Genomic DNA, 20,169 nt, shown 5'->3' on the forward strand with positions numbered 1-20,169 from the left:
TTTGAAAATGATGACTTTTTTAATATTATAGATTTTTTATTGTATGTTTTATCATATGAAGAATAGACTGAAATAATTCTAATTCTTCTTTTTTAGTGATGAAATGTGAATTTGCAGCATACTCATGCAAGCTATGATTTAGTAGATTGGCGCTTCTGGAATTAATATTTTTAAAGATAGAATCTAACTCTCTAGCGAGTAAATTACGAAATTTTTTCATACCTTCATATGTTAAATCTTCAATTTCATTTATAAACTTATCTTGAGTTGTAGAAGCTATATTTTCAACTTTATTATAAAATTCTTCTAGCGTTTTTTCACTATTTTTGAAATTTTTTTTCATATCTATTAAAATTGACTTTCTTTGTAATTGTAATAGCAATGCAAAAACTACCGAAGTAAAAAATAACTATTTTTAATAAATATCACTGTACTTATGTTGTTATTGAACAAGTAGTTTCGTTACTTTACAAAAATTGCCTTTTCTATAAGAGATATAGTATTATTTATACCGTAAAGTTTAATGAAAGATCCCATTCTAGGTCCTGTTTTTTGACCAAGTAATGTTTCATATAATAGTTGAAACCAATCACGCAAATTGACATAACCATATTTTTTTCCAACAGAAAACACCTGAGTTTGAATTTCTTCAGCTGTCACGGTATCGGTTAGTGAGTGTAAGGCTTGTTTTAAATCGAAGAGAGAATCTATTTCTTTTGCATTTGGAGTTTTATATGATTTGTTGGGTTTAATAAAATCATGATAATATCTTACTGCAAAATCTGAAAGCTTGTTAAGCATTGTATTATTTTCTGATGTTACATCTTTAGTGTAAGTAGAAATAAATCCCCAAAGAATTTCCTTGTTTTCAGCGTTACAAGCTGCTGCAAGATTGAGAAGAAGAGAGAAATTTATACCTGAAGTTTCTATTTTAGGAACATTGCCTTGGTGAATATGCCATGCAGGATTATTTATGTCTTCTTCTTTATTACTATGGTATTGTTTTACAAATTCTAAATATTCATCAGTTGATTTTGGTATTACATCAAAATATAAACGTTTAGCTTTTTGGGGATTTTGAAAAATATAAAGAGCTAAGCTTTCTGTTGGTGCATAAGCTAACCATTCTTCGATTGAGATACCATTTCCTTTTGATTTTGATATTTTTTTACCATCTTTATCAAGGAAAAACTCGTAACAAAATAGAATGGGTGGTTTTTCTCCAAGTATTTTACAGATTTGACTTGAAAGCAAAGCAGATGGAGTTAAGTCTTTTCCGTGAGCTTCATAATTAACACCGAATGCAGCCCATCTCATTCCCCAATCTGGTTTCCACTGTAATTTACATCTTCCATCTGTAACTGGAATTGTGACCTTGTCTCCATTTGTATCTTTGTATGTTATAGTTCCTTTTTCTGTATTTATTTCAGTAAGTGGGACTTGTAAAACTTGAGAAGTTTCTAGACATATAGGCAAAAAAGGACTGTAGGTTTGTTGTCTTTCTTCTCTAAATGAAGGAAGCATTACATTCATAACTTTATCGTAGTTTTTTAGCAGCAGCAGAAGTTTTTCATTGTATAAGCCAGATCTATAGCATTCCGTAGCGCTTTTGAATTCATACTCAAATTCAAATAAATCTAGAAATTTACACAATCTTGAATTCATATGGTGACCATAACTTTCATAAACACCAAAAGGATCAGGTATCATGGTTAGTGGTTTGTTCAAATGTTGCCTTAACATTTCTTGATTTGGTACGTTATCTGGTATTTTTCGCAAACCATCCATATCATCTGAAACTGCAATAATTTTGGTTTTTATATTAGGAGCTATTTTCTTCAATGCATTTACTACAATGGTGGTACGCAAAACTTCCCCAAAAGTACCAATGTGAGGTAACCCTGATGGACCATATCCAGTCTCAAATATTATTTCTTTTTTATGCGAAAATGCTTTTAATATTTTTTCTGCTTCTTGAAAGGGCCAACTCATTACAGACAACTAAATTGTTAATTAGCATATGTTACTGAAAATGCTATTAACTTCAATAAATTTTTAATATAATTCACAGTATTAATTTTAGAGATTGTATTTGAAAGGTTAGTGTATGTCTACAGGTAGTATAGAAACAGATCAATTGTTTAAAGGTTTAACAAGACCAGCTATGCTTTTTGGTGTAAGTTATATGTTTGCTATATTAAACGTTATGATTTGCATGGTCATTTTTATTAACTCTAGTGATCTAAGAATAATCCTTTTACTTTTACCGACAATACATGGAATGGGTTACATAGCTTCTGCAAAAGAACCTTTATTCATAGAATTATTTATGGTAAAAATGCAAAAATGTTCAAAATGTTTAAACCGGTTCTATTATGGTGCTAATTCTTATGACATTACTTAAGTTTTTTGAACGATGAATTTTAAAGGTATTGAATCCAAAAACAGGTCTATTTTAAAGAAAGAAGTACATGAAGCTCAATTCATACCTTATTCCTGCTACTGGAATAGTACTACTTTAATGACAAAAGACAATTGTTTAGTTAAGGTTATAAAATTAAATGGTTTTGCATTTGAAACTGCTGATGATGAGGATTTAGCAATACAAAATAATATCAGAAATCAATTATTAAGGAATATTTCATCACCGGCATTTAGTTTGTATTTTCATACTATTAGAAGCAAAAAAAACATTTTTGCTGATGAATTCGCAAGTCAAGATTTACCCAATTTTTTTGCTAATCAAGTAAACCTAAAGTGGAAACAAAAAAATGCAGTGAGAAAATCATTTATTAATGACTTATATTTTACGATTATTCGTAAAGTAGATAAAAAAGGAGTAGAATTTCTTTCATATTTATTAAAAAAGTTTGGACATGTGACTTCAAAGCATGCATGGGCAAGTGATATGCGTGCTGTTTATGAGGATTTAGAAGAAACAACAAATCGTATAGTAACAAGCTTGAGAAATTATGGACCTAAAATTCTTAAAGTAAAAGAAACTCCAAATGGTCTATTCTGTGAAATAATGTCATTTATGTCCAGAATTGTAAATTGTGGCTTGATTACAAACACATTATTTCCACTCAGTACAGAAATATCAAGATATTTGCCAGTACACAGGCTTTTTTTTGGTCGCAAAATGATACAGATTTTAACTCATAACGAAAGTAAATATGCTGGTATAGTAAGTATCAAAGAATATGGAAATAATACTTCAGCAGGAATGCTTGATTCGTTTTTGCAACTTCCTTATGAATTTATCATTACACAATCTTTTCAATTTATAAATAGGCAATTGGCAATTGCAAAAATGCAAATACAACAAAATAGAATGATACAATCCGAAGATAAGGCTATTTCTCAGATAGCAGAAATTTCTCAAGCACTTGATGATGCAATGAGTGGTAAAATTGCATTTGGTCAGCATCACTTAACAATTTTATGTATAGAAAAAAGCCCTAAAGCACTAGATAATGCATTATCGTTAGTAGAGTCGGAACTTTCTAACTGTGGGATTTATCCTGTAAGAGAAAAGGTTAATCTTGAACCAGCATTTTGGGCTCAGCTTCCCTGTAATTTCGATTATATAGTAAGAAAGTCTACAATAAGTAGTCTTAATGTGTCAGGATTTGCGTCTCAGCATAATTATCCTATAGGTAGTAAATTTAATAACCATTGGGGAGATGCTGTGACAGTTTTTGATACCACATCTGGTACTCCGTTTTTTTTTAATTTTCACATAAGAGATGTTGGTCATACAATGATAATTGGTCCAACAGGTGCAGGAAAAACTGTTTTGATGAATTTTCTCTGCGCTCAAGCAATGAAATTTTCTCCAAGAATATTCTTTTTTGATAAAGATCGTGGTGCAGAAATTTTTCTTAGAGCGCTTGGAGGTGTTTATACTGTGATTGAACCAAGAACGAGAACAAATTTCAATCCATTACAACTTGATGATACTCCAGATAATAGAACATTTTTAATGGAGTGGATCAAGTCTTTAATTTTAGTATACAACGATAAGTTTACCTCTGAGGATATTACGCGAATCAACGATGCGATTGAGGGGAATTTTAAATTAAAAAAAGATGATAGAACATTAAGTAATCTTGTACCTTTTTTAGGACTTTCAGGGCCTGATACTTTAGCAGGATCTATATCTATGTGGCATGGTAATGGTTCTCATGCCTCAATATTTGACAACAAAGAAGACCTGTTGGATTTTTCAAAGGCAAGGGTTTTTGGATTTGAAATGGCTAGTTTATTAAAGGATCCAGTTGCTCTTGGTCCGGTACTAATTTATTTATTTCATAGAATTAACATATCTCTTGATGGCACTCCTTCTATGATAGTGTTAGATGAAGCATGGGCGTTAATAGATAATCCAATTTTTGCTCCTAAAATAAAAGATTGGTTAAAAGTACTAAGAAAACTAAATGCTATTGTTATTTTTGCTACTCAGAGTGTTGAAGATGCAAGTAAAAGTTCTATTAGTGATACACTTGTACAGCAAACTGCAACTCAGATCTTTTTACCAAATTTGAAGGCCACTAATATTTACCGAGATGTCTTTATGTTAAGTGAACGGGAGTATATATTAATTAAACATACAGATCCTAGTACTAGGTTCTTTTTGGTAAAGCAAGGGGTTAATGCTGTAGTAGCTAGAATAGATCTAAAAGATTTGGATGATATAGTGAATGTATTATCTGGGCGTGCAGAAAGTGTTTTATTATTATATGATATACTAAAAGAGGTAGGTGACGATCCAAAATTATGGTTACCTGTATTTTATCAGAAGGTAAAAAATGTTTAAGATTAAACTTTCATTATTGCTAATTGCGATACTTTTATTAAGTATGGATTTTTCACTTTCATATTCGGCTTTTGCACAAACAGTAGATTCTGCGAGTGGTACTGAAGGTACTAAATTTACCAGCAGGTTTAACGGCGGGGGTAGGTTTAGTCGTGCTTCTAATCCTGAATGTGGGGTGTTCAAAACAGGTGCGGCTCTTGCCGGGATTGCTATTGCAATAGGTGTAGCATGGACAGCAATTATTTTAATTGTTTCTTCCGTTGGTCTTTTTACTGCTTTTGTTATTATAGGAGTTATAGCTGCAATTGTTGGGGTTTGGAAAGCTATAGGTGGACTTGTTGTTTGTCAGCATAGTTTTGTAAAGCATCCAGTCATACGTGGAAGTGATGGAAAGAAGAAAGATTTTTCATTACAAAGTGGAAAAGAAGATCATGAAGAATGTACGAATAAAATTTATAAAACGGAAGAGGAATATTTTCAGTGTTTTAGTCAGTCAGAAGAAAATGGTAAAAAAATAGAAAAAGATGTGTTGGGTGTAGATACTACTGACAATGATAAAGATTACTGGTGGCCAAAAAACGCTGTACAATATAGTGATTATATAGAGGTTTGCCATAGAAACCCCCTTACTTTTGGTAGCATTCTTAATCCACTTGAAGATTTCGAGATAAGAGAAAAAGAACTTAACTATATCACTACAGGTGTATGGCCACATCTTGATGGTGCATTAAAATGTGAAGTTCTTAAAGCTGGAGAGAGCAAAACAATACATGGATCAACTTTTAAAGCGGTGAAGAGAGCAGGAAAATTATGTGTTGAATTAGCTAAAATTAGTTGGATAGGAATTGAGATGAATCCTTGGCCGCAAGGAGTTAATATAGGTTGCACTGATTTGCCATCTGAACCTTCAGCTCCAATGTGTGAGAAATCTGTGATGAAATTCAAAAATAAAAATGGCCAAGGTGGTATAAAAGAAATTCGACTTAGTGATTATAAAGATAGAGATTACAAAGCTTTGATAATGGAGAAGGAAAAAAGCGGAGAAATTTTTGTAGAATATGATAACAAAGAGTGCTTTAGCTCATATATGTCAAGTGCTTGTTATGACCAGGCAGGAAGTAAGGCACTATCTCCCATTCCTATCACTTCCATGTTAGTACAGTGTATTAAGGAATCGCTGGATAATTTAATCAAGGGGTGTTGACTCAAAAGGTGTCACGCTAGTGGATAAAAATGGAACACAGAAAGGCGGTTTTTTATCTATTGCTCAAAAAAAACTAAAAAACACTGTAACTGCTGTTCTTGTTTTAGCTCTGATGTTATTTGCCATTAAAGTAATGTCTGGTGGAGTACGTAGTCCACAAGAGATATATATGTTAATTATTAAATTTGCTTTGGTAATATATTTTACCACAGGTGATACTATGTCTCATTACTATGGAGAGCTTACTCGTCTTTCAAATGGTTTATCAGAAATAGTATTAAAAGCATCAACTGAAAGTAAGGGTATATGTAATTATGCAGCAGAAGATTACATTCACTCGGGAGTTAACTATAGTTATCTTGCTCCTTGGGATAAGCTTGACTGTAGGTTATTGTTTTATTTAGGTGCTCCTTTAAATGGAATTTCTGGAAAGATAGGTGCTGGAGGTGTAGCAACTTTAACTGTTTTACTTGGGGCAGCTCCAATATTATTAGTTTCAGGCTCAATAATAGGAATCATTATCGCTGGTGGACAGATTTTAGTAGCTCTTGTTGCCATGTTTATGGGTATTTTAATGGTAATGGTAATCTTATGGGCATCTTATGTATTTATTTTATCTTTGATTGCGTTATCCGTTATTGTTATTTTATCTCCATTATTTATTCCTATGGTACTATTTCAACATACAAAGGGATATTTTGATGGATGGTTTAAAAGAACTAATTACTTATAGCTTATATCCTGTAATGCTTTTTGCATTTATGAGTTTTATGTTTATAGCATGTGATAAAATTTTTTATAAAGGTTTGAGTTTTGAACAAGAAGAACTAGAGATATTTGGTATAAAAGAGATATTTGGTGAAAAAAAGTGGTTTAAGATAAAGGATAATGGATGTGAAAGAAATGAAAATACACTTGCATGTATGTTGCAGAATTATCAATGGAAGAAAAGTAGCATTGTTGGCTTATTTGATTTTTCATATTTGGAATTTGAAGATTCTTTAATTGGGGAATTGCTTAAATTGGTTTTGATACTGTTCTTGTTCTATCATTTTTTGAATATTCTTCCTGGCATGGCTGCTGAACTTGCAGGTAATTACAGAGCAACATTGGGTTCAGGTAGTACTCCTGGGCAAATGGTAGGTAAAGCTTTATCTTTTGCCAAATTTGCTGCTGGGGGTGCTGCTGAGATTGCTCGTGCTATGACTAAAAAAGAACCAAGTTCAAAATCTGAGGGAGGGGAATCAGCATCTAGGTCTTCTGGTCCACAAAGTAGTTCTTCAGGGGGGGGATCTTCTGAGAGCATTAAATCCACGTGAATTTATGATGTTAAGATTTTTTCTTATGATCTCACTTTTCTTTCTATCAGGGTGTATAGAAGAGAATAAATGTATTCAGCCAAATGAAATTGGAATACATAGAAAATCAGATGTAGTGTCGGCAGGACAAAAACATTGGATTGATTCTGGAATTGAGATCTCTGATTCAGTAAGGGTTGCGGAAATTAGTGTAATACCAAATAAACTTAATTTTTGCACCAATCAAAATATAGCGGATGAGTATTTTGTGATTCTTCCAGGAAGCAATAATAGCAAATTACCTTTTGAAATAAAAAAAGGTGACAGAATAAGCTTCAGTATTGTTGGAAGCAAAATGTGTAAAAATATAGATGATAAAAAAGAGAGGTATATAAAAATTCATGAAGATTGCAGTGAAAAAGAAAAAGAATATTTTGCAAAGATCTTAAACCGAGAAGCATGTGAGAATGATATATGTCCTAATAAGTATAAATTAAATGGTGCAGAGTGGTTAAGTGGTAGAGAGTATTGGACTCTAGATTCAACGCCACCACAAAGATATGAAAAAGATGGTAGTAATTGCGAAGCAATAAAAGGCATAGTAAATGAATTAGACACATATTTTGTGAATTTCATGTGTGGAAGTGTATGTAAAGGGGGGGGGAAAAGAAATTGTGTGCAAATTGAATCTCTTGCCAAAAATGAAGAATTAAAAGCACATATTGAAAGTTTTTTAAATGGAGATAAAAACAAAGTTCAGGGTGATACTATAGCTAAATCAATAGAGAAATTTATAGCAAAAGGAGAAGCAAAAACTTATATTCCTTCATTAAAGGTAAGCATGCAAAATGAAAGTTTTGAAGACTTAGAAGGTGGTATGCTAACTAATTATGATTATGAAATGAAGGAAGATCATTCTCGAGGTGAGAGTTTAACCTTTCAATTTGGGGATAGTAGTGGTATCGGGGGTTACAATATTAAAATTACAAAAAATATTAATGCAAGCATTGAAAATTTATATATACATGTAGGTAATAGTCTTCCTAGTCATAAACCTGGTGCAACAGATGATATACCTGTGAATATTAGTGATATGGAAAATTTAAGAGAAAATTAAAAGATAAAAAGGGAACCATATATTACGGTGTAAGAGATCATGGCTGCAATTATGCAAATGAAGGTAAATTTACTATTAATATAACAACTAAAAGGCCACCTGTAAAAAACTTTAGTATAATATACAATTTTTTTGATAAAGAAGTAAAAGGAGCATTTTTTGGTTCTAGTTATAAAAATATAAAAACTAGCAACAATGATCTGATTAACAGCGATAGCTCTACAAAGTCTCTTTATCAAAGTTTTATAGCATCTAATAAAACAACCAATATCAGATCAACAATAGTAGCACTTTTGTTATTGTACATAATTTTTTATACTTTATATTATTTTTTTGGACTTTCTCACATTTCTATATATGAGTTTTTAATCATATGCGTAAAAGTAGGAATAATAGCTCAATTATTGCGAGATAATAGCTGGAATTTTTTCTACAATAATGCATTTTCTTTATTTGTTAATGCTCCAAATCAATTGATAGGAATAGCAAATTTTAGAGGAACTGATTCAAATGTTTTTGAGTTTTTAGATCTACCATTAAATAGATTTTTATCACGTGATTCATTAGTATTAATGATATCTCTTATATTTTCTGGTCCTTTAGGTATTGTAGCTTTTTGTTTATTATTGTTTGGATTTCTAATGGTAGTCTATGCTATTTTTAATGCTTTATTTTCTTTTGTTACATCTATAGCAATAATTGCTTTATTACTTTCTTTAGCTCCTGTGTTTATAATTTGTGTTTTATTTACATATACTAGACAGATGTTTTATCGATGGGTAGCGTACTTAGCAAGATTTACAATGCATCCTGTAATACTTTTGATTTTTATATCACTAATAAGTCAGATGATGGATTATGTTTTATATTCAATTTTTAATTTTGAAGTATGTTCTAAGTGTGTATTTGGATTTAATATACCGATACCGATACCTACTGTGCTCCTACCGGGTAAATTATTCATACCAGAAAATGATTCGTTAGTATGGACATATGATTTAGTGACACCGGTAAGTGGTTCATCACTAGGGATAGTTAGTTCAGTAATAGCACCTATGACCTATCTTTATCATGTTTGTATATTTTTTGGTTTTGCTACAAAAAGTACACCTAATATTGCTTCTATTATGGTTTTTATTATTTTAGCTCATGCTATGAAAGCTATGGTTAATGCTTCTTCCGTAATATCTGACTCATTGTTTAGTAGCTACATACCAAATGAACCAGGTAAAAAATATCAACAAAATTTACTAGGTATTGTAGGTTTAGATGAAGAAAGTGTTCAAAAAAGAGGTGGTGGTACTTCAAGTGCTCCTCAAAATCCAAGACCTCAAATACCTCAACAGACACAGGTTCCGAGAAAATGAATAAGAGTATGGAAAGTAGAAGAGTATTGTTACTGATATTATGTTTTATAATCACTAACTGTACAATGGATTGTGTTGAGCCTGGATTACAAAGTAGAAGCAGTAGTGTTACTGTAGACATTCCGGTACGTAAAGATGATGAAAATCTTAAAATTCATTGGGGTTGATTCAGGTCAAGTGATTGGTGAGAATGAAAAAATAAAACTTAGAGTTGATGGCTCTATAAATTTTTGTCCTTATAAAAATGGTAAAAATCCTGTTAAAGTATTAGTTCCTGCTGTATTTTGCACTGATGATTCAATCCCTAAATTTGATAAGGATGGAAAGGAAATGCATTGTGAGAAGAAAGGTTTTATTCAATCCTCTAAGTATGGAAATTCCATCAGTCAAAAACGTTATGTAGATACTAATGTTAAGGTAAACTCTGGGGATAGATTAATCTTTAGCTTAGTACCCAAAAAGATAAAAATGGATTGTGATAAATTAGAAAACATATCTTTAGATAGTAATTGCTATAGAACCAAAGTTGTTAATGAAGAAAATAGAGCTACTAAAAGTGAAATATGTAAAGGTGGTACGTTCTTCTTTAAAAGTAACGATAATAAAATACAGGAGATAAAATTTCAATCATTAGGTGTAGATGAAAAGGAAACAAAACGAAAACATGAAGTTTTAGTTGGTAATGGTTATACACCATATGATAATAAGGTCATATTTGACATTAATAAAGAAAAAGACTCGTGGAGTATTGGTTCCTTATTAGATTTACGTCGAAATAAAGTAGGGTTAAATGATTTATGTGCCACAGGAGGAAAAAATCATTGTAGTGATGATGAGAAAAAAAACTACCCTCCTTATGAATTGAACTGTTACTTGCAAAATATATGTTATAATAAAAAAGGTATAGCAGATCAATTCGGCAAACCTTGTACTTCTTCAATAAGATATAAAAAGTATGATGTAGACAACAAATGTAACATGTACTCTTATTTGAAGAAAATAAATGATAATTTAAATGAAGGTTCATTTACTCAAACACATGAAGATAATATTTCCTGGGCTGAAGCTCTTGTTGCAAAAATAGGTGATGATAATGGTATAAATACAGCTAAGGGGGATCAATGTTTTCCACAAGATAAGGGTCCAAAATACGATGGGGTTTGTTCAAAAGTAGGTGAAAATTTTGATGAATTTTCTTTAAAGTTGAATCACGAATATGTAGTAGGTAGTAGTAATAACCTTGGTCATCATAGCAGTGTTATGCTAGCAATAGCAAGTGAAGGTAATTATCATCTTCATAGAGGTGGCTATAATGTTAAAGTAAGTAGGTTATGTGACTTTAATGAAGGAAAAAAATTGTATGTGTATCTAGGTGATAGTCCACCACAAGATACATCTAAGTCAGGAGAAAATGGCAATTTTTTAGAAGTTAGAAATTTGGAGAAAGGAGAAGATCCAGAGTATTATGTGATAAATGGAAGTACCTTAAAGGAGACTAAAAAGATATATTTTGGAATTGATGTAAAGGATGTAACAAAAGATGAGTTAATAGATAACGCAGATACTTACTATAAGGATAATAAATATACTGTTAATTTATTCATAAATAAAAAAATTAATGACTTTATTTCGTCAAATGTTAATAGAGTATTTGCTTATATAAAAGATGATAGCAAAAATACTGTTCGACAGTCATATGAAGGATATAGAAGAGGTTTTCTTCAAGCAGTAAGGGCTCTACTTACCTTATATGTAATATTCTCTGTAGTTGGTTACATGTTAGGAACACTACAATTAAGTAAATATGATTTTATTGTAAGAATTGTAAAAATAGCATTTATAGCTTTTGTTTTTAGTGATAAAAGTTGGGAACTTTTGGGTACACAGTTATCTAAATTTTTTATTGATGGAAGTAATTATTTAGTTAACAGTTTTTCTGGTTACATAGGTTCAGAGAGCAATAACTTTACATTTTTGGATTTTACAGCAGGAGTATTGTTTACAGGGGAAACTTGGCTGAAATTTTTATCGTTAATATTTTCAGGGCCATTTGGTTTGATAGCATTTTTAATGATAGGGCGTTCTACTTTTGTGTTCTTGAGATGTATTATTAGCGCGTTAATGAGGTATATTATAGCTATTGTTTTAGGTGGATTTTTGCTTTCGTTAACGCCTTTATTTATTGTATTTATTCTATTTCAAAAAACTAAGCCTCTGTTTGATAATTGGATAAAAGCATTAGCGCACATGTCTATACAGCCAGTCATTCTGTTTAGCTCTTTATCTCTTTTAAATCAATTGATGTATTCAATTTTGTATAATCTGACAAATTTTTCCGCATGTTATCAATGTTTGATTAGTATAAATTTCTTGGAAAGTGATTTTTGCATTATGAAATCAATGTTACCTATTGGATATAACCCTAGTATGAACGTTGATGATGCATTAAGTAATGGAACAAGAGTGGGTGGATATTTTGCAGCATTACCTATAGATTTAATTCAAGCATTTATGTACTTGATTGTTGCTAGCGCAATGGAGACTTTCGTTGTTGCTTCAGAAAATATTGCTCATGCAATATTTCAATCTGGTTATGGAGTGGTTGGTAGTGTGGGAGCAGTTGCTAATACTGCATCACAAGCACTATTGTCAACTGTTGGCCTTGATCGTGGAACACAGAGTATGATTCAAAGAGTTAAGGAAATGTCACAAAAACACCCTAATGCAATTGAAGTTACAAACAAACCTTCTTCACAAAATAATCAGGGAGATTCTCAATCAGATACAACAAAAAATCAGAATACTTCTGGTGAAATAGTACAAGGGGAAAAAAGAGCCAGTGAGGTAATTACAGAATTTAACGGTGGTAGTAAAAAAACAAATGAAGAAAATTAAGAAGAGTATGTAATATAATGAGTAACTAATTTGCAAGGTATTTAAAGTAAAATTTTGGAAGCTTATTTTCTATATTGAAAAAATTGTAGCTATGCAATCGTATTTGAATAAATTTGGTTTAATGTATTACTTTTCACAGCTTATGTACTATTAATAGGTTGTAACAAAGATGATATGCCTTTTCCTAGGTGTATATCTGCTGATTATTTTGGTCCAGATCCTGTTACAGTAAGCGCTCGTTTTGCAAGTGAAAATATAGATGCATTTATTCCGGACAATAAGGAAGTAATTGATCCTAAAACTGGAGAAGTTAATTATGGGTTTCATTCTAATCAAGTAGTAAAATGGGAAGATACAAAATTAGAAACTAATGGGGATAATTTAGTAATTAGAATAAATGGCGCATGGACATCATGGAGTCATATTAACCCTAAGGAATCAGAAAGGGATAGTTTGGATTTAAAAAAATTAGAACGATTGAAATATGCAGATAAATTGGAAGGTTCATCAGAAGCTAACAGCTTGCCTGATTTTAAATTAATCTGTAATGATTATAAATCTAGTGCGGGAAAGGTTTCAACTAATTCCAGTATAAGTTGCAGTGTGAGTTGCAAGTACTTCGATCAGAAAGATGATAACACTCCATGTTGGTTTACCAATGGTAATGGTGCATATCTTTTATTCAAAAGAAGTAATGATGGTAACCCAAATGAGGAGCTAGAGATTATGCGCTACCCTACATCACCTACAGTGCACTTAGGTTATAACTCTGTTTCAGAAAGTGGAGATGGTGTTTTTATCTTGAAAAAAAATAGTAGCAACATAAAAGATAGTCAATGTAACCCTATTAAATTAGAAAAAGGATGGAAAATATATATAAAAATACTGGACAGATATTACTTTGATAATGCAGGAGGTTATTCATTAGAATTTTTAAGTGGAGTAAGAAAATCACATAATGGAAACTTTTTTGACTATGTTTATAATTATCTAAAATGTACTTTATTAATCAACAAAACAAATTGTTCTAATCATGACAACAATAATAACCTTGCAGCTGCACAAGAAATGTTCAAGTATATTGCTGAGAAGAGTACAAGTTTTCATAATTTTGTAACTTCATTACTCGTTTTATTTATAGTAATTTCATCTCTCCTTTACCTATTTGGGATGATTCAGGAAACTAAGCATGATTTGTTAATTAGGATGATGAAAATCACACTAGTAGTAGTTCTGATATCTCCTGAAAGCTTCAACTTTTTTTATAACAATTTTCTTGTTTTGTTTGTTGATGGTCTTGAATACTTGATAAAAGTAATTACTAATTTTGCTCCTAATGCAAATACTGAAACGCTGTTCAGCTTCATGTATAATATGTGGAATAAGTTCTTTGCTGATTCAGTTTTTAAGAAATTTGCAGCATTTTTTCATTATCAAGTGTGGGCAAGCATTTTGATGACACCAGTAATTTTGATAGGAATAGTCTTATATTTTTTGTTATGTTTATACGCTTTTATTATATTTCTGACAGGTTTTATGGGAATAGCTTTTCTTATAGCTATAATGCCACTGTTTCTTATTTCTATTTTATTTTCGCAATTGAAAAAACTATTTGAGGGTTGGATAAAATTATGTATTAGTTTTTGCTTACAATCAGTAATGATATTTACTCTGTTGTCATTATTAGGATCAATGATAATGACAACCTTTTATAGACAGTTGGGTTTTACTGTATGTTATAATAAATGGTTAGAAGTAAGATTGTGTCTTCCAAAGTGGGTGTTTGGAGGTTTTTGCATTATAGATAAAGAATTTTTTCACTGGACTCCAGGGCAAGTTTTTGTGCCATACACTATTGGCGAGGCTTCTGATCTTAAGTTGGATCAAAGTATAGAAGGCATAGACAACATAAGCAGAGCAGGAGGAACAGTGAAATTCACTGGTGGTGTAGGATACATACCTATTCCTCCAGATTATATTAGCAATGGTTTTAGGTATATAGATTACCCATTCTTTGATCCACTATCTAGCTCTGATCATTATATAAAAGAAGATGACATAGTTCTTGATAAGGAGTGTAGAGATGAAGATTTAAAGAATTTGGTACGATTGACAAACACTCTATCACATTCTTTAGAAAAATTTGATATTTTGTTACTTATTAATAATATAGAAAAAAAGGTAGAAGAGCTGTATTGTAAAAATGGTAATAAAGGAAATTGCAATAATTATAAGAAAATAGTAGATGATTATAAAAAAGGAATCTTAAAGCCAAGTTTAAAAAGCGAGATAAAACTTATGACGGAGAATATCATTAAATATAAAGGATGTTCTTTAGGAGGTTTTTATAGCTTAAATAGTAAATACCAAGACAATAGTGATTATCAAAGAGTACAAGATATAAAAGAGGGTTATTTACTTAACGTAAAAGAGATACTGATATTATTCTTACTTTCATTTTTGATATTTTCTTTACGTAAATTAGCACAAGAAATGGGTTCAAATTTTGCTGAGGGTGGATATAGTGTTTATAGTATATCAAGTATGTACCAAGCAGATCCTAACTCTTCTTCAAGATCTCCTTTAGCTAGCTTAGCTGAAAAGGGAAAGGATATGTACCAGGGTATTATAGGTGGCTCATTACAATCTCTGGGTAGATGGACTACTAGATTACCTAATAGATTATTAGGAGGAGCTGCTAACGCTTTAGGAAGAATACCAGGAATCGGAGGAGTATTAAAACATACTATTAATGTACCACGCAAGCTTATTAATACTAGCATTGAAGCAACAAAATTCATCACATCTCCTAAAAATGATGTTAATAAATTTGAGGATAAAATTTATAAAGCATTTGGAGTTGACCCACAAGATATAGCTCATAGGAAGATAGATAGATATTTAGATTACTATAAAGGATACATGGGGTCACATTTGGGTTATAGTCTGAAAGATGCTATGGAATTTTGTTGGGAACATGGTCTTAACTCACTAGAAAAGAAATCTGATAGTAAAAAACTTAACCTTTATACAGGAGAAATTTCTCATAAGGATAATTTGCTCTATATGTCAAAAGTATATAGAAAAGACTTTTTACAAAAGCTTCATGATTATACTATAGGTACGAAAAAGAGCCCACCGATCGATAAAGAAGTGCAAAGAAAGTTAGGGTCAGAAGAACTGGTTGAAAAAATAAAAGGTATGGATTCAAATGAAATTATAGAGAAAAAACGTGCTGAAAGAGAAGTAAAAAAAAATCAAGAAGATGAAATTTATAACCTGGAATCATTTTTTGGTGGGATAGAAAAACGTACTGAAAGAAAAGAAAAAAATCAAAAAGACGAAGATGTTGACCTTTCGTTGCTGTTTAATGAAGAAAAGCCAATAGAAAGGAAAGATGCAAGTGAAATCATGCAAGAGAGGCAAAAGCAAGATGAATTAAATGATAAAAATAATAAAAAAAATAATGAAGGTAGCGATGAATAATAATAAAAAATATTTTAAAGGATTTGGTTTTTATGAATTGCATCAAGACGAAACAGGTAATATAAAATTGAATAACTATAATGATGTTATAAATGCACGTAGAGCGAAAGTGGATATGTTATTGGATAACATTCAACCAGATAATGTTGATTTTATTAATCTTGATAAAGCTTTGAGTGAAAAATTTATAGATAATCAAGTGTTATATAAAGTCAATGAAGAAGATCAAGAAATTGCACAAGAAAAAATTAAGTTATTTAGTGTATTAAATCATCTTGATGACCTTTCAAGTATCGAAAGTCAAGATTTATTACAAGTTAGCTTACTACTATCGAATCTGAGCTATGTAGAAAGAAATATTGTTCTGAATTCTGACCAAGATTCTAAGCTATATGGGTTAAAAGAATTATTTTTTGAAAAAAAAGTTTCAGGCGAAGATTATACAAATGATGAATATCAAGACTTAGCTGATTATGTTGATAGAGTTAACAATATAATTAAATTAGAGTTGGAAAGTAGAATTGAAGGTGAAAAATAGCAATTAAGTAGCTATAGTTCATTCAAATAAGATGTTGTAGCAGGAAAGTCGACAATATTTAATTGATATCAGGTTAAAAAGAGCTAATCAAAATAGTCCATTAAAAAAAACAAGGGAATAACATATTATAAAATAGCGTTAGGCTTATCAGGATTGAAAACAAATTTTTCAAGAGCAGTTATTATAAATCAAATAAAAAATTTTCTAATATTTTACTCAACATTTTCTTCTGTAGAATCATGGTCCTCAATTTTTGCAACTGAAACTACTTTTTCACCCTTTTCTGTTTTAAAGAGAGTTACTCCTTGAGTGCTACGCCCTGCAATCCTAATATCATTTATTGAAATTCTAATTAATTTCCCTTTATCCGTGATAAGCATAATATTATCATCCTGTTTTACTGGAAAGCTTGCAACAACGTTGCCATTTCTACTAGTAGTAAGGATATTTGTAATACCAACACCACCTCTACCAGTTGTTCTGTATTCATATGCAGAACTTCTTTTACCAAAACCATTTTCAGTAATTGTGAGTAAAAATTCTTCATTTCTTGCCAAATTTAAGAATAATTCACTCTCTATTTCTAGGTGACTTAAAGTTTTTTCCAATTTAGGATTTATAGTACTGCTAATTGCAGCCTCTAACCTTCTGTCAACTGGTATTTTAAAGTATAATTCCTTCTCTTCTGTATTTATTTCTATGCCATTTAAAATTGTCATTGAGATTACACTATCATCTTTTGCAAGCCTAATTCCTCGCACACCATCTGAACTTCTACTCTTAAATTGACGTACGTCACTTGCAATAAATCTAATACTTTTTCCATATCGTGTTGAGATTAATACATGATCTTTTTCAGTACATACTTTGACTGATATTAATTTATCTTCTCCATCTAACTTTATTGCTATTTTTCCATTACTTGGAATATAGTGAAAATCTGATAAAGCATTACGCCTTATATTTCCGTAAGAAGTAGAAAAAACTATATCTAAATTTTCATCATGCTCACTTGGTAATGGCATGATATTAGTAATTGTTTCACCTTCAATAAGAGGGAAAATGTTAACAAGAGCTCTTCCACGTGCGCTTGGCTCTGCAAGTGGTAGCTTATACACTTTTAATTTATAAACTCTACCAATATTCGAGAAAAATAAAAGGCTAGTGTGAGTATTTCCAACAAATAATTTCGTAATTACATCTTCCTCTTTTAATCCTTGCCCCAATTTTCCTTTTCCACCGCGACGTTGAGTTTTGTAATTGGAAAGTTTTACTCGTTTGATGTAACCATTCATAGTAACAGTAACAACCATGTCTTCTTGTGGAATTAAGTCTTCAGCTTCAATATCTAAGTCTGACTCCTCTATTGATGTTTTTCGTGGGATAGCAAATCTATTTTTAATTTCTTGTAAATTTATCTTGATTTCTTTCATTAATTTTTCTTCTGAGCTAAGAAAATCAACATATTCTTTTATTAAATTTACCATTGAACTTAACTCAGCTTCTAATTTTTCCTTCTCAAGTCCTGTTAGACGTTGCAATTTCATGTCAAGAATAGCCTTTACCTGCAACTCAGTAAATTGATACATTGCTTCTTGTAAAAAGCTCTTGCTATCTGAAATTAATTCTATAAGTGTTTGTATTTCGGATGAAGCTCTCCACTCTTTATTTAAAAGATTTTTACAAGCCTCAGCAGGATCTCTTGCATTGCGAATTATTTTTATTACTTCATCTATGCTTAAGACTGCTATATAGAGCCCTATATATATATGAGCTTTTTCTCTTGTTTTTCTTAACCGAAATTCCGTTCTTCTGACTAATACTTCTTTTCTAAAGTCAATAAAAGCGGATATGATTTCCTTTAATGACATTAGGAGTGGCCTATTTTTATTTAGTACCAATGTGTTAACACTAAAACTGCTTCTTAGTGGGGTTAATCCTAATATTTGATTTAGTATAAAATCTGCTGCAGAATTTTTTCTTAATTCAATTACTACTCTAATACCTGATTTATCAGACTCATCTCTAATCTCTGTGATTCCGTCAATTCTTTTTTCTTTAACAAGTTCACTTATTTTTTCTATTAACCTAACCTTATTTACTTGATAAGGTATTTCATCAATAATTATTGCTTGTCTATCTTGAGGTAAATCTTCTATATGTGTCTTACCTTGTACAATAATTGAACCCCTACCTGTTGCAAAAGCCGACCTTATTCCTGACCTACCAAGAATTTTTCCTCCTGTAGGAAAGTCTGGTCCTGGTATTACTTCCAGTAATTCATCTAAAGTAACTTCATTATTCTCTATGTATAAAATACAAGCATCAATCAATTCACCAAGATTATGAGAAGGTATATTAGTTGCCATACCAACTGCAACACCACTTGCACCATTTACCAATAAATTTGGAAACTCTGCAGGTAGTACAACTGGTTCAGATTCACTTCCATCATAATTTGGTCTAAAATCAACAGTATCTTCATCAATATCATTAAGCAAGAAGTGTGATACTCTCTGTAACCTTGCTTCTGTGTATCGCATTGAAGCAGGAGGATCACCATCTATTGATCCAAAATTTCCTTGTCCATCGATCAGTGGAAGAAGAAGAGAAAATTCTTGAGCCATTCTTACTAAGGAGTCGTATATTGCTGCATCACCATGTGGATGATATCTACCCATTACATCACCGACAATTCTAGCTGCTTTCTTATATGGCTTACCGGCATCATAACCAGCTCTAGACATGGCATACAGTATACGTCTATGAACTGGCTTAAACCCATCACGCACATCTGGTATAGCGCGACTTATAATTACGCTCATTGCGTATGAGAGATAAGATTCTTCTAACTCTTTGACTATCGATATTGGTACTATGTTGTCTTGCATTTTAGTTATGACTTTTAGCCTAAGCTTAACATTGAACTCAATAACTAGTCAATGTTAAGTTGAGGAAAGGCTACAACTTAGATATATAACAAAATTATATTTGTTTATATATTAACATTAATCTTGGCGATAATAAGTATATATCTTAATATTATAAGATTATTTTAGTAAGGAGATTTTATATGTTAAATATTTGTCAAGACAGTTGTGTTGAAGCGGAAAGTAAGAGCTTTAATCAAAAGGTTGAGGATGTTTATTAATAAATATAATTATTGTGAAATAACAAAATTAATTTCAAATAATAGATTATTATCCATTGAAGATGAAACATATCGTTTACTTTTTATAAATTCACATCCCCTATCTTCTCATTTTATAAATATGCTAAGTAGAGATGATATACCAGAAGATACGCTTTGTTTCTTTTTAAAACGCGTTCCTTTTAGTATTTTGACAAAAGAAGGCTGTCATGCAAAAAATATTATCAGCTTAATTTTTCGTGCTTACATAATTTAGTACCTAAGTTTCTAAGGCTTTTATCACAATCAGAAAGA

The 20,169-nt window shown here is 31.1% G+C and carries 12 protein-coding genes and 1 pseudogene; 10 read left to right on the plus strand and 3 right to left on the minus strand.

The genetic code is table 11. The annotated features are described in order from the left end of the window. Positions 1 to 25: 25 nt before the first annotated feature. Positions 26 to 343 carry a hypothetical protein gene (locus tag NL275_RS01475; RefSeq protein ID WP_253299760.1) on the minus strand — a complete coding sequence of 106 codons (318 nt, stop codon included), beginning with the start codon at positions 341 to 343 and terminating at the stop codon, positions 26 to 28. A 119-nt stretch (positions 344 to 462) separates the two neighbouring features. Beyond that, the gene (locus tag NL275_RS01480) at positions 463 to 1,992 is read right to left on the minus strand and encodes a lysine--tRNA ligase (protein ID WP_253299761.1); all 1,530 of its coding nucleotides are present in this window, start codon (positions 1,990 to 1,992) and stop codon (positions 463 to 465) included. 115 nt (positions 1,993 to 2,107) lie between these two features. Between NL275_RS01480 and NL275_RS01485 the strand changes: the two genes are divergently transcribed. From NL275_RS01485 to NL275_RS01530, 9 genes and pseudogenes are all read left to right on the plus strand, one after another. Next, positions 2,108 to 2,404 (plus strand): type IV secretion system protein VirB3, encoded by a 297-nt coding sequence (locus NL275_RS01485; RefSeq protein WP_253299762.1) that lies wholly within the window; start codon positions 2,108 to 2,110, stop codon positions 2,402 to 2,404. A 12-nt stretch (positions 2,405 to 2,416) separates the two neighbouring features. Then, complete coding sequence (locus NL275_RS01490) at positions 2,417 to 4,819, plus strand: VirB4 family type IV secretion/conjugal transfer ATPase (protein ID WP_253299763.1); 2,403 nt, start codon at positions 2,417 to 2,419, stop codon at positions 4,817 to 4,819. Next, a pseudogene (locus tag NL275_RS02700) lies at positions 4,812 to 7,342 on the plus strand (TrbL/VirB6 family protein). Before NL275_RS01490 ends, NL275_RS02700 begins: the two are co-directional and overlap by 8 nt. A gap of 25 nt (positions 7,343 to 7,367) precedes the next feature. Continuing rightward, on the plus strand, positions 7,368 to 8,438 hold the full coding sequence (locus NL275_RS01510) for a hypothetical protein (protein ID WP_253299767.1): 1,071 nt from the start codon (positions 7,368 to 7,370) through the stop codon (positions 8,436 to 8,438). Positions 8,439 to 8,737: 299 nt separating this feature from the next. Continuing rightward, positions 8,738 to 9,805: a TrbL/VirB6 family protein gene (locus NL275_RS01515; protein ID WP_253299768.1), complete on the plus strand. Its 1,068-nt coding sequence runs from the start codon at positions 8,738 to 8,740 to the stop codon at positions 9,803 to 9,805. Beyond that, positions 9,802 to 9,972, plus strand: coding sequence for a hypothetical protein (locus NL275_RS02705; protein WP_370107042.1), 171 nt, complete (start codon positions 9,802 to 9,804; stop codon positions 9,970 to 9,972). The genes NL275_RS01515 and NL275_RS02705 overlap by 4 nt, the downstream gene beginning before the upstream one ends. After that, entirely contained in the window at positions 9,944 to 12,700 is a 2,757-nt protein-coding gene (locus tag NL275_RS01520) for a TrbL/VirB6 family protein (protein WP_370107044.1), read from the plus strand. The genes NL275_RS02705 and NL275_RS01520 overlap by 29 nt, the downstream gene beginning before the upstream one ends. 174 nt (positions 12,701 to 12,874) lie before the next feature. Next, entirely contained in the window at positions 12,875 to 16,186 is a 3,312-nt protein-coding gene (locus tag NL275_RS01525) for a TrbL/VirB6 family protein (protein WP_370107046.1), read from the plus strand. After that, positions 16,179 to 16,724 carry a WD_0853 family protein gene (locus tag NL275_RS01530; RefSeq protein ID WP_253299769.1) on the plus strand — a complete coding sequence of 182 codons (546 nt, stop codon included), beginning with the start codon at positions 16,179 to 16,181 and terminating at the stop codon, positions 16,722 to 16,724. Before NL275_RS01525 ends, NL275_RS01530 begins: the two co-directional genes overlap by 8 nt. Positions 16,725 to 16,936: 212 nt before the next feature. On the opposite strand, the gene gyrA is transcribed toward NL275_RS01530, so the two are convergent. After that, positions 16,937 to 19,615, minus strand: coding sequence for a DNA gyrase subunit A (gene gyrA / locus NL275_RS01535; RefSeq protein WP_253299770.1), 2,679 nt, complete (start codon positions 19,613 to 19,615; stop codon positions 16,937 to 16,939). Positions 19,616 to 19,864: 249 nt separating this feature from the next. Here gyrA and NL275_RS01540 point away from each other — a divergent pair, with 249 nt between their 5' ends. After that, positions 19,865 to 20,131 (plus strand): hypothetical protein, encoded by a 267-nt coding sequence (locus tag NL275_RS01540; RefSeq protein ID WP_253299771.1) that lies wholly within the window; start codon positions 19,865 to 19,867, stop codon positions 20,129 to 20,131. Positions 20,132 to 20,169 lie beyond the last annotated feature (38 nt).

Source organism: Wolbachia endosymbiont of Chironomus riparius, from assembly GCF_918315375.1.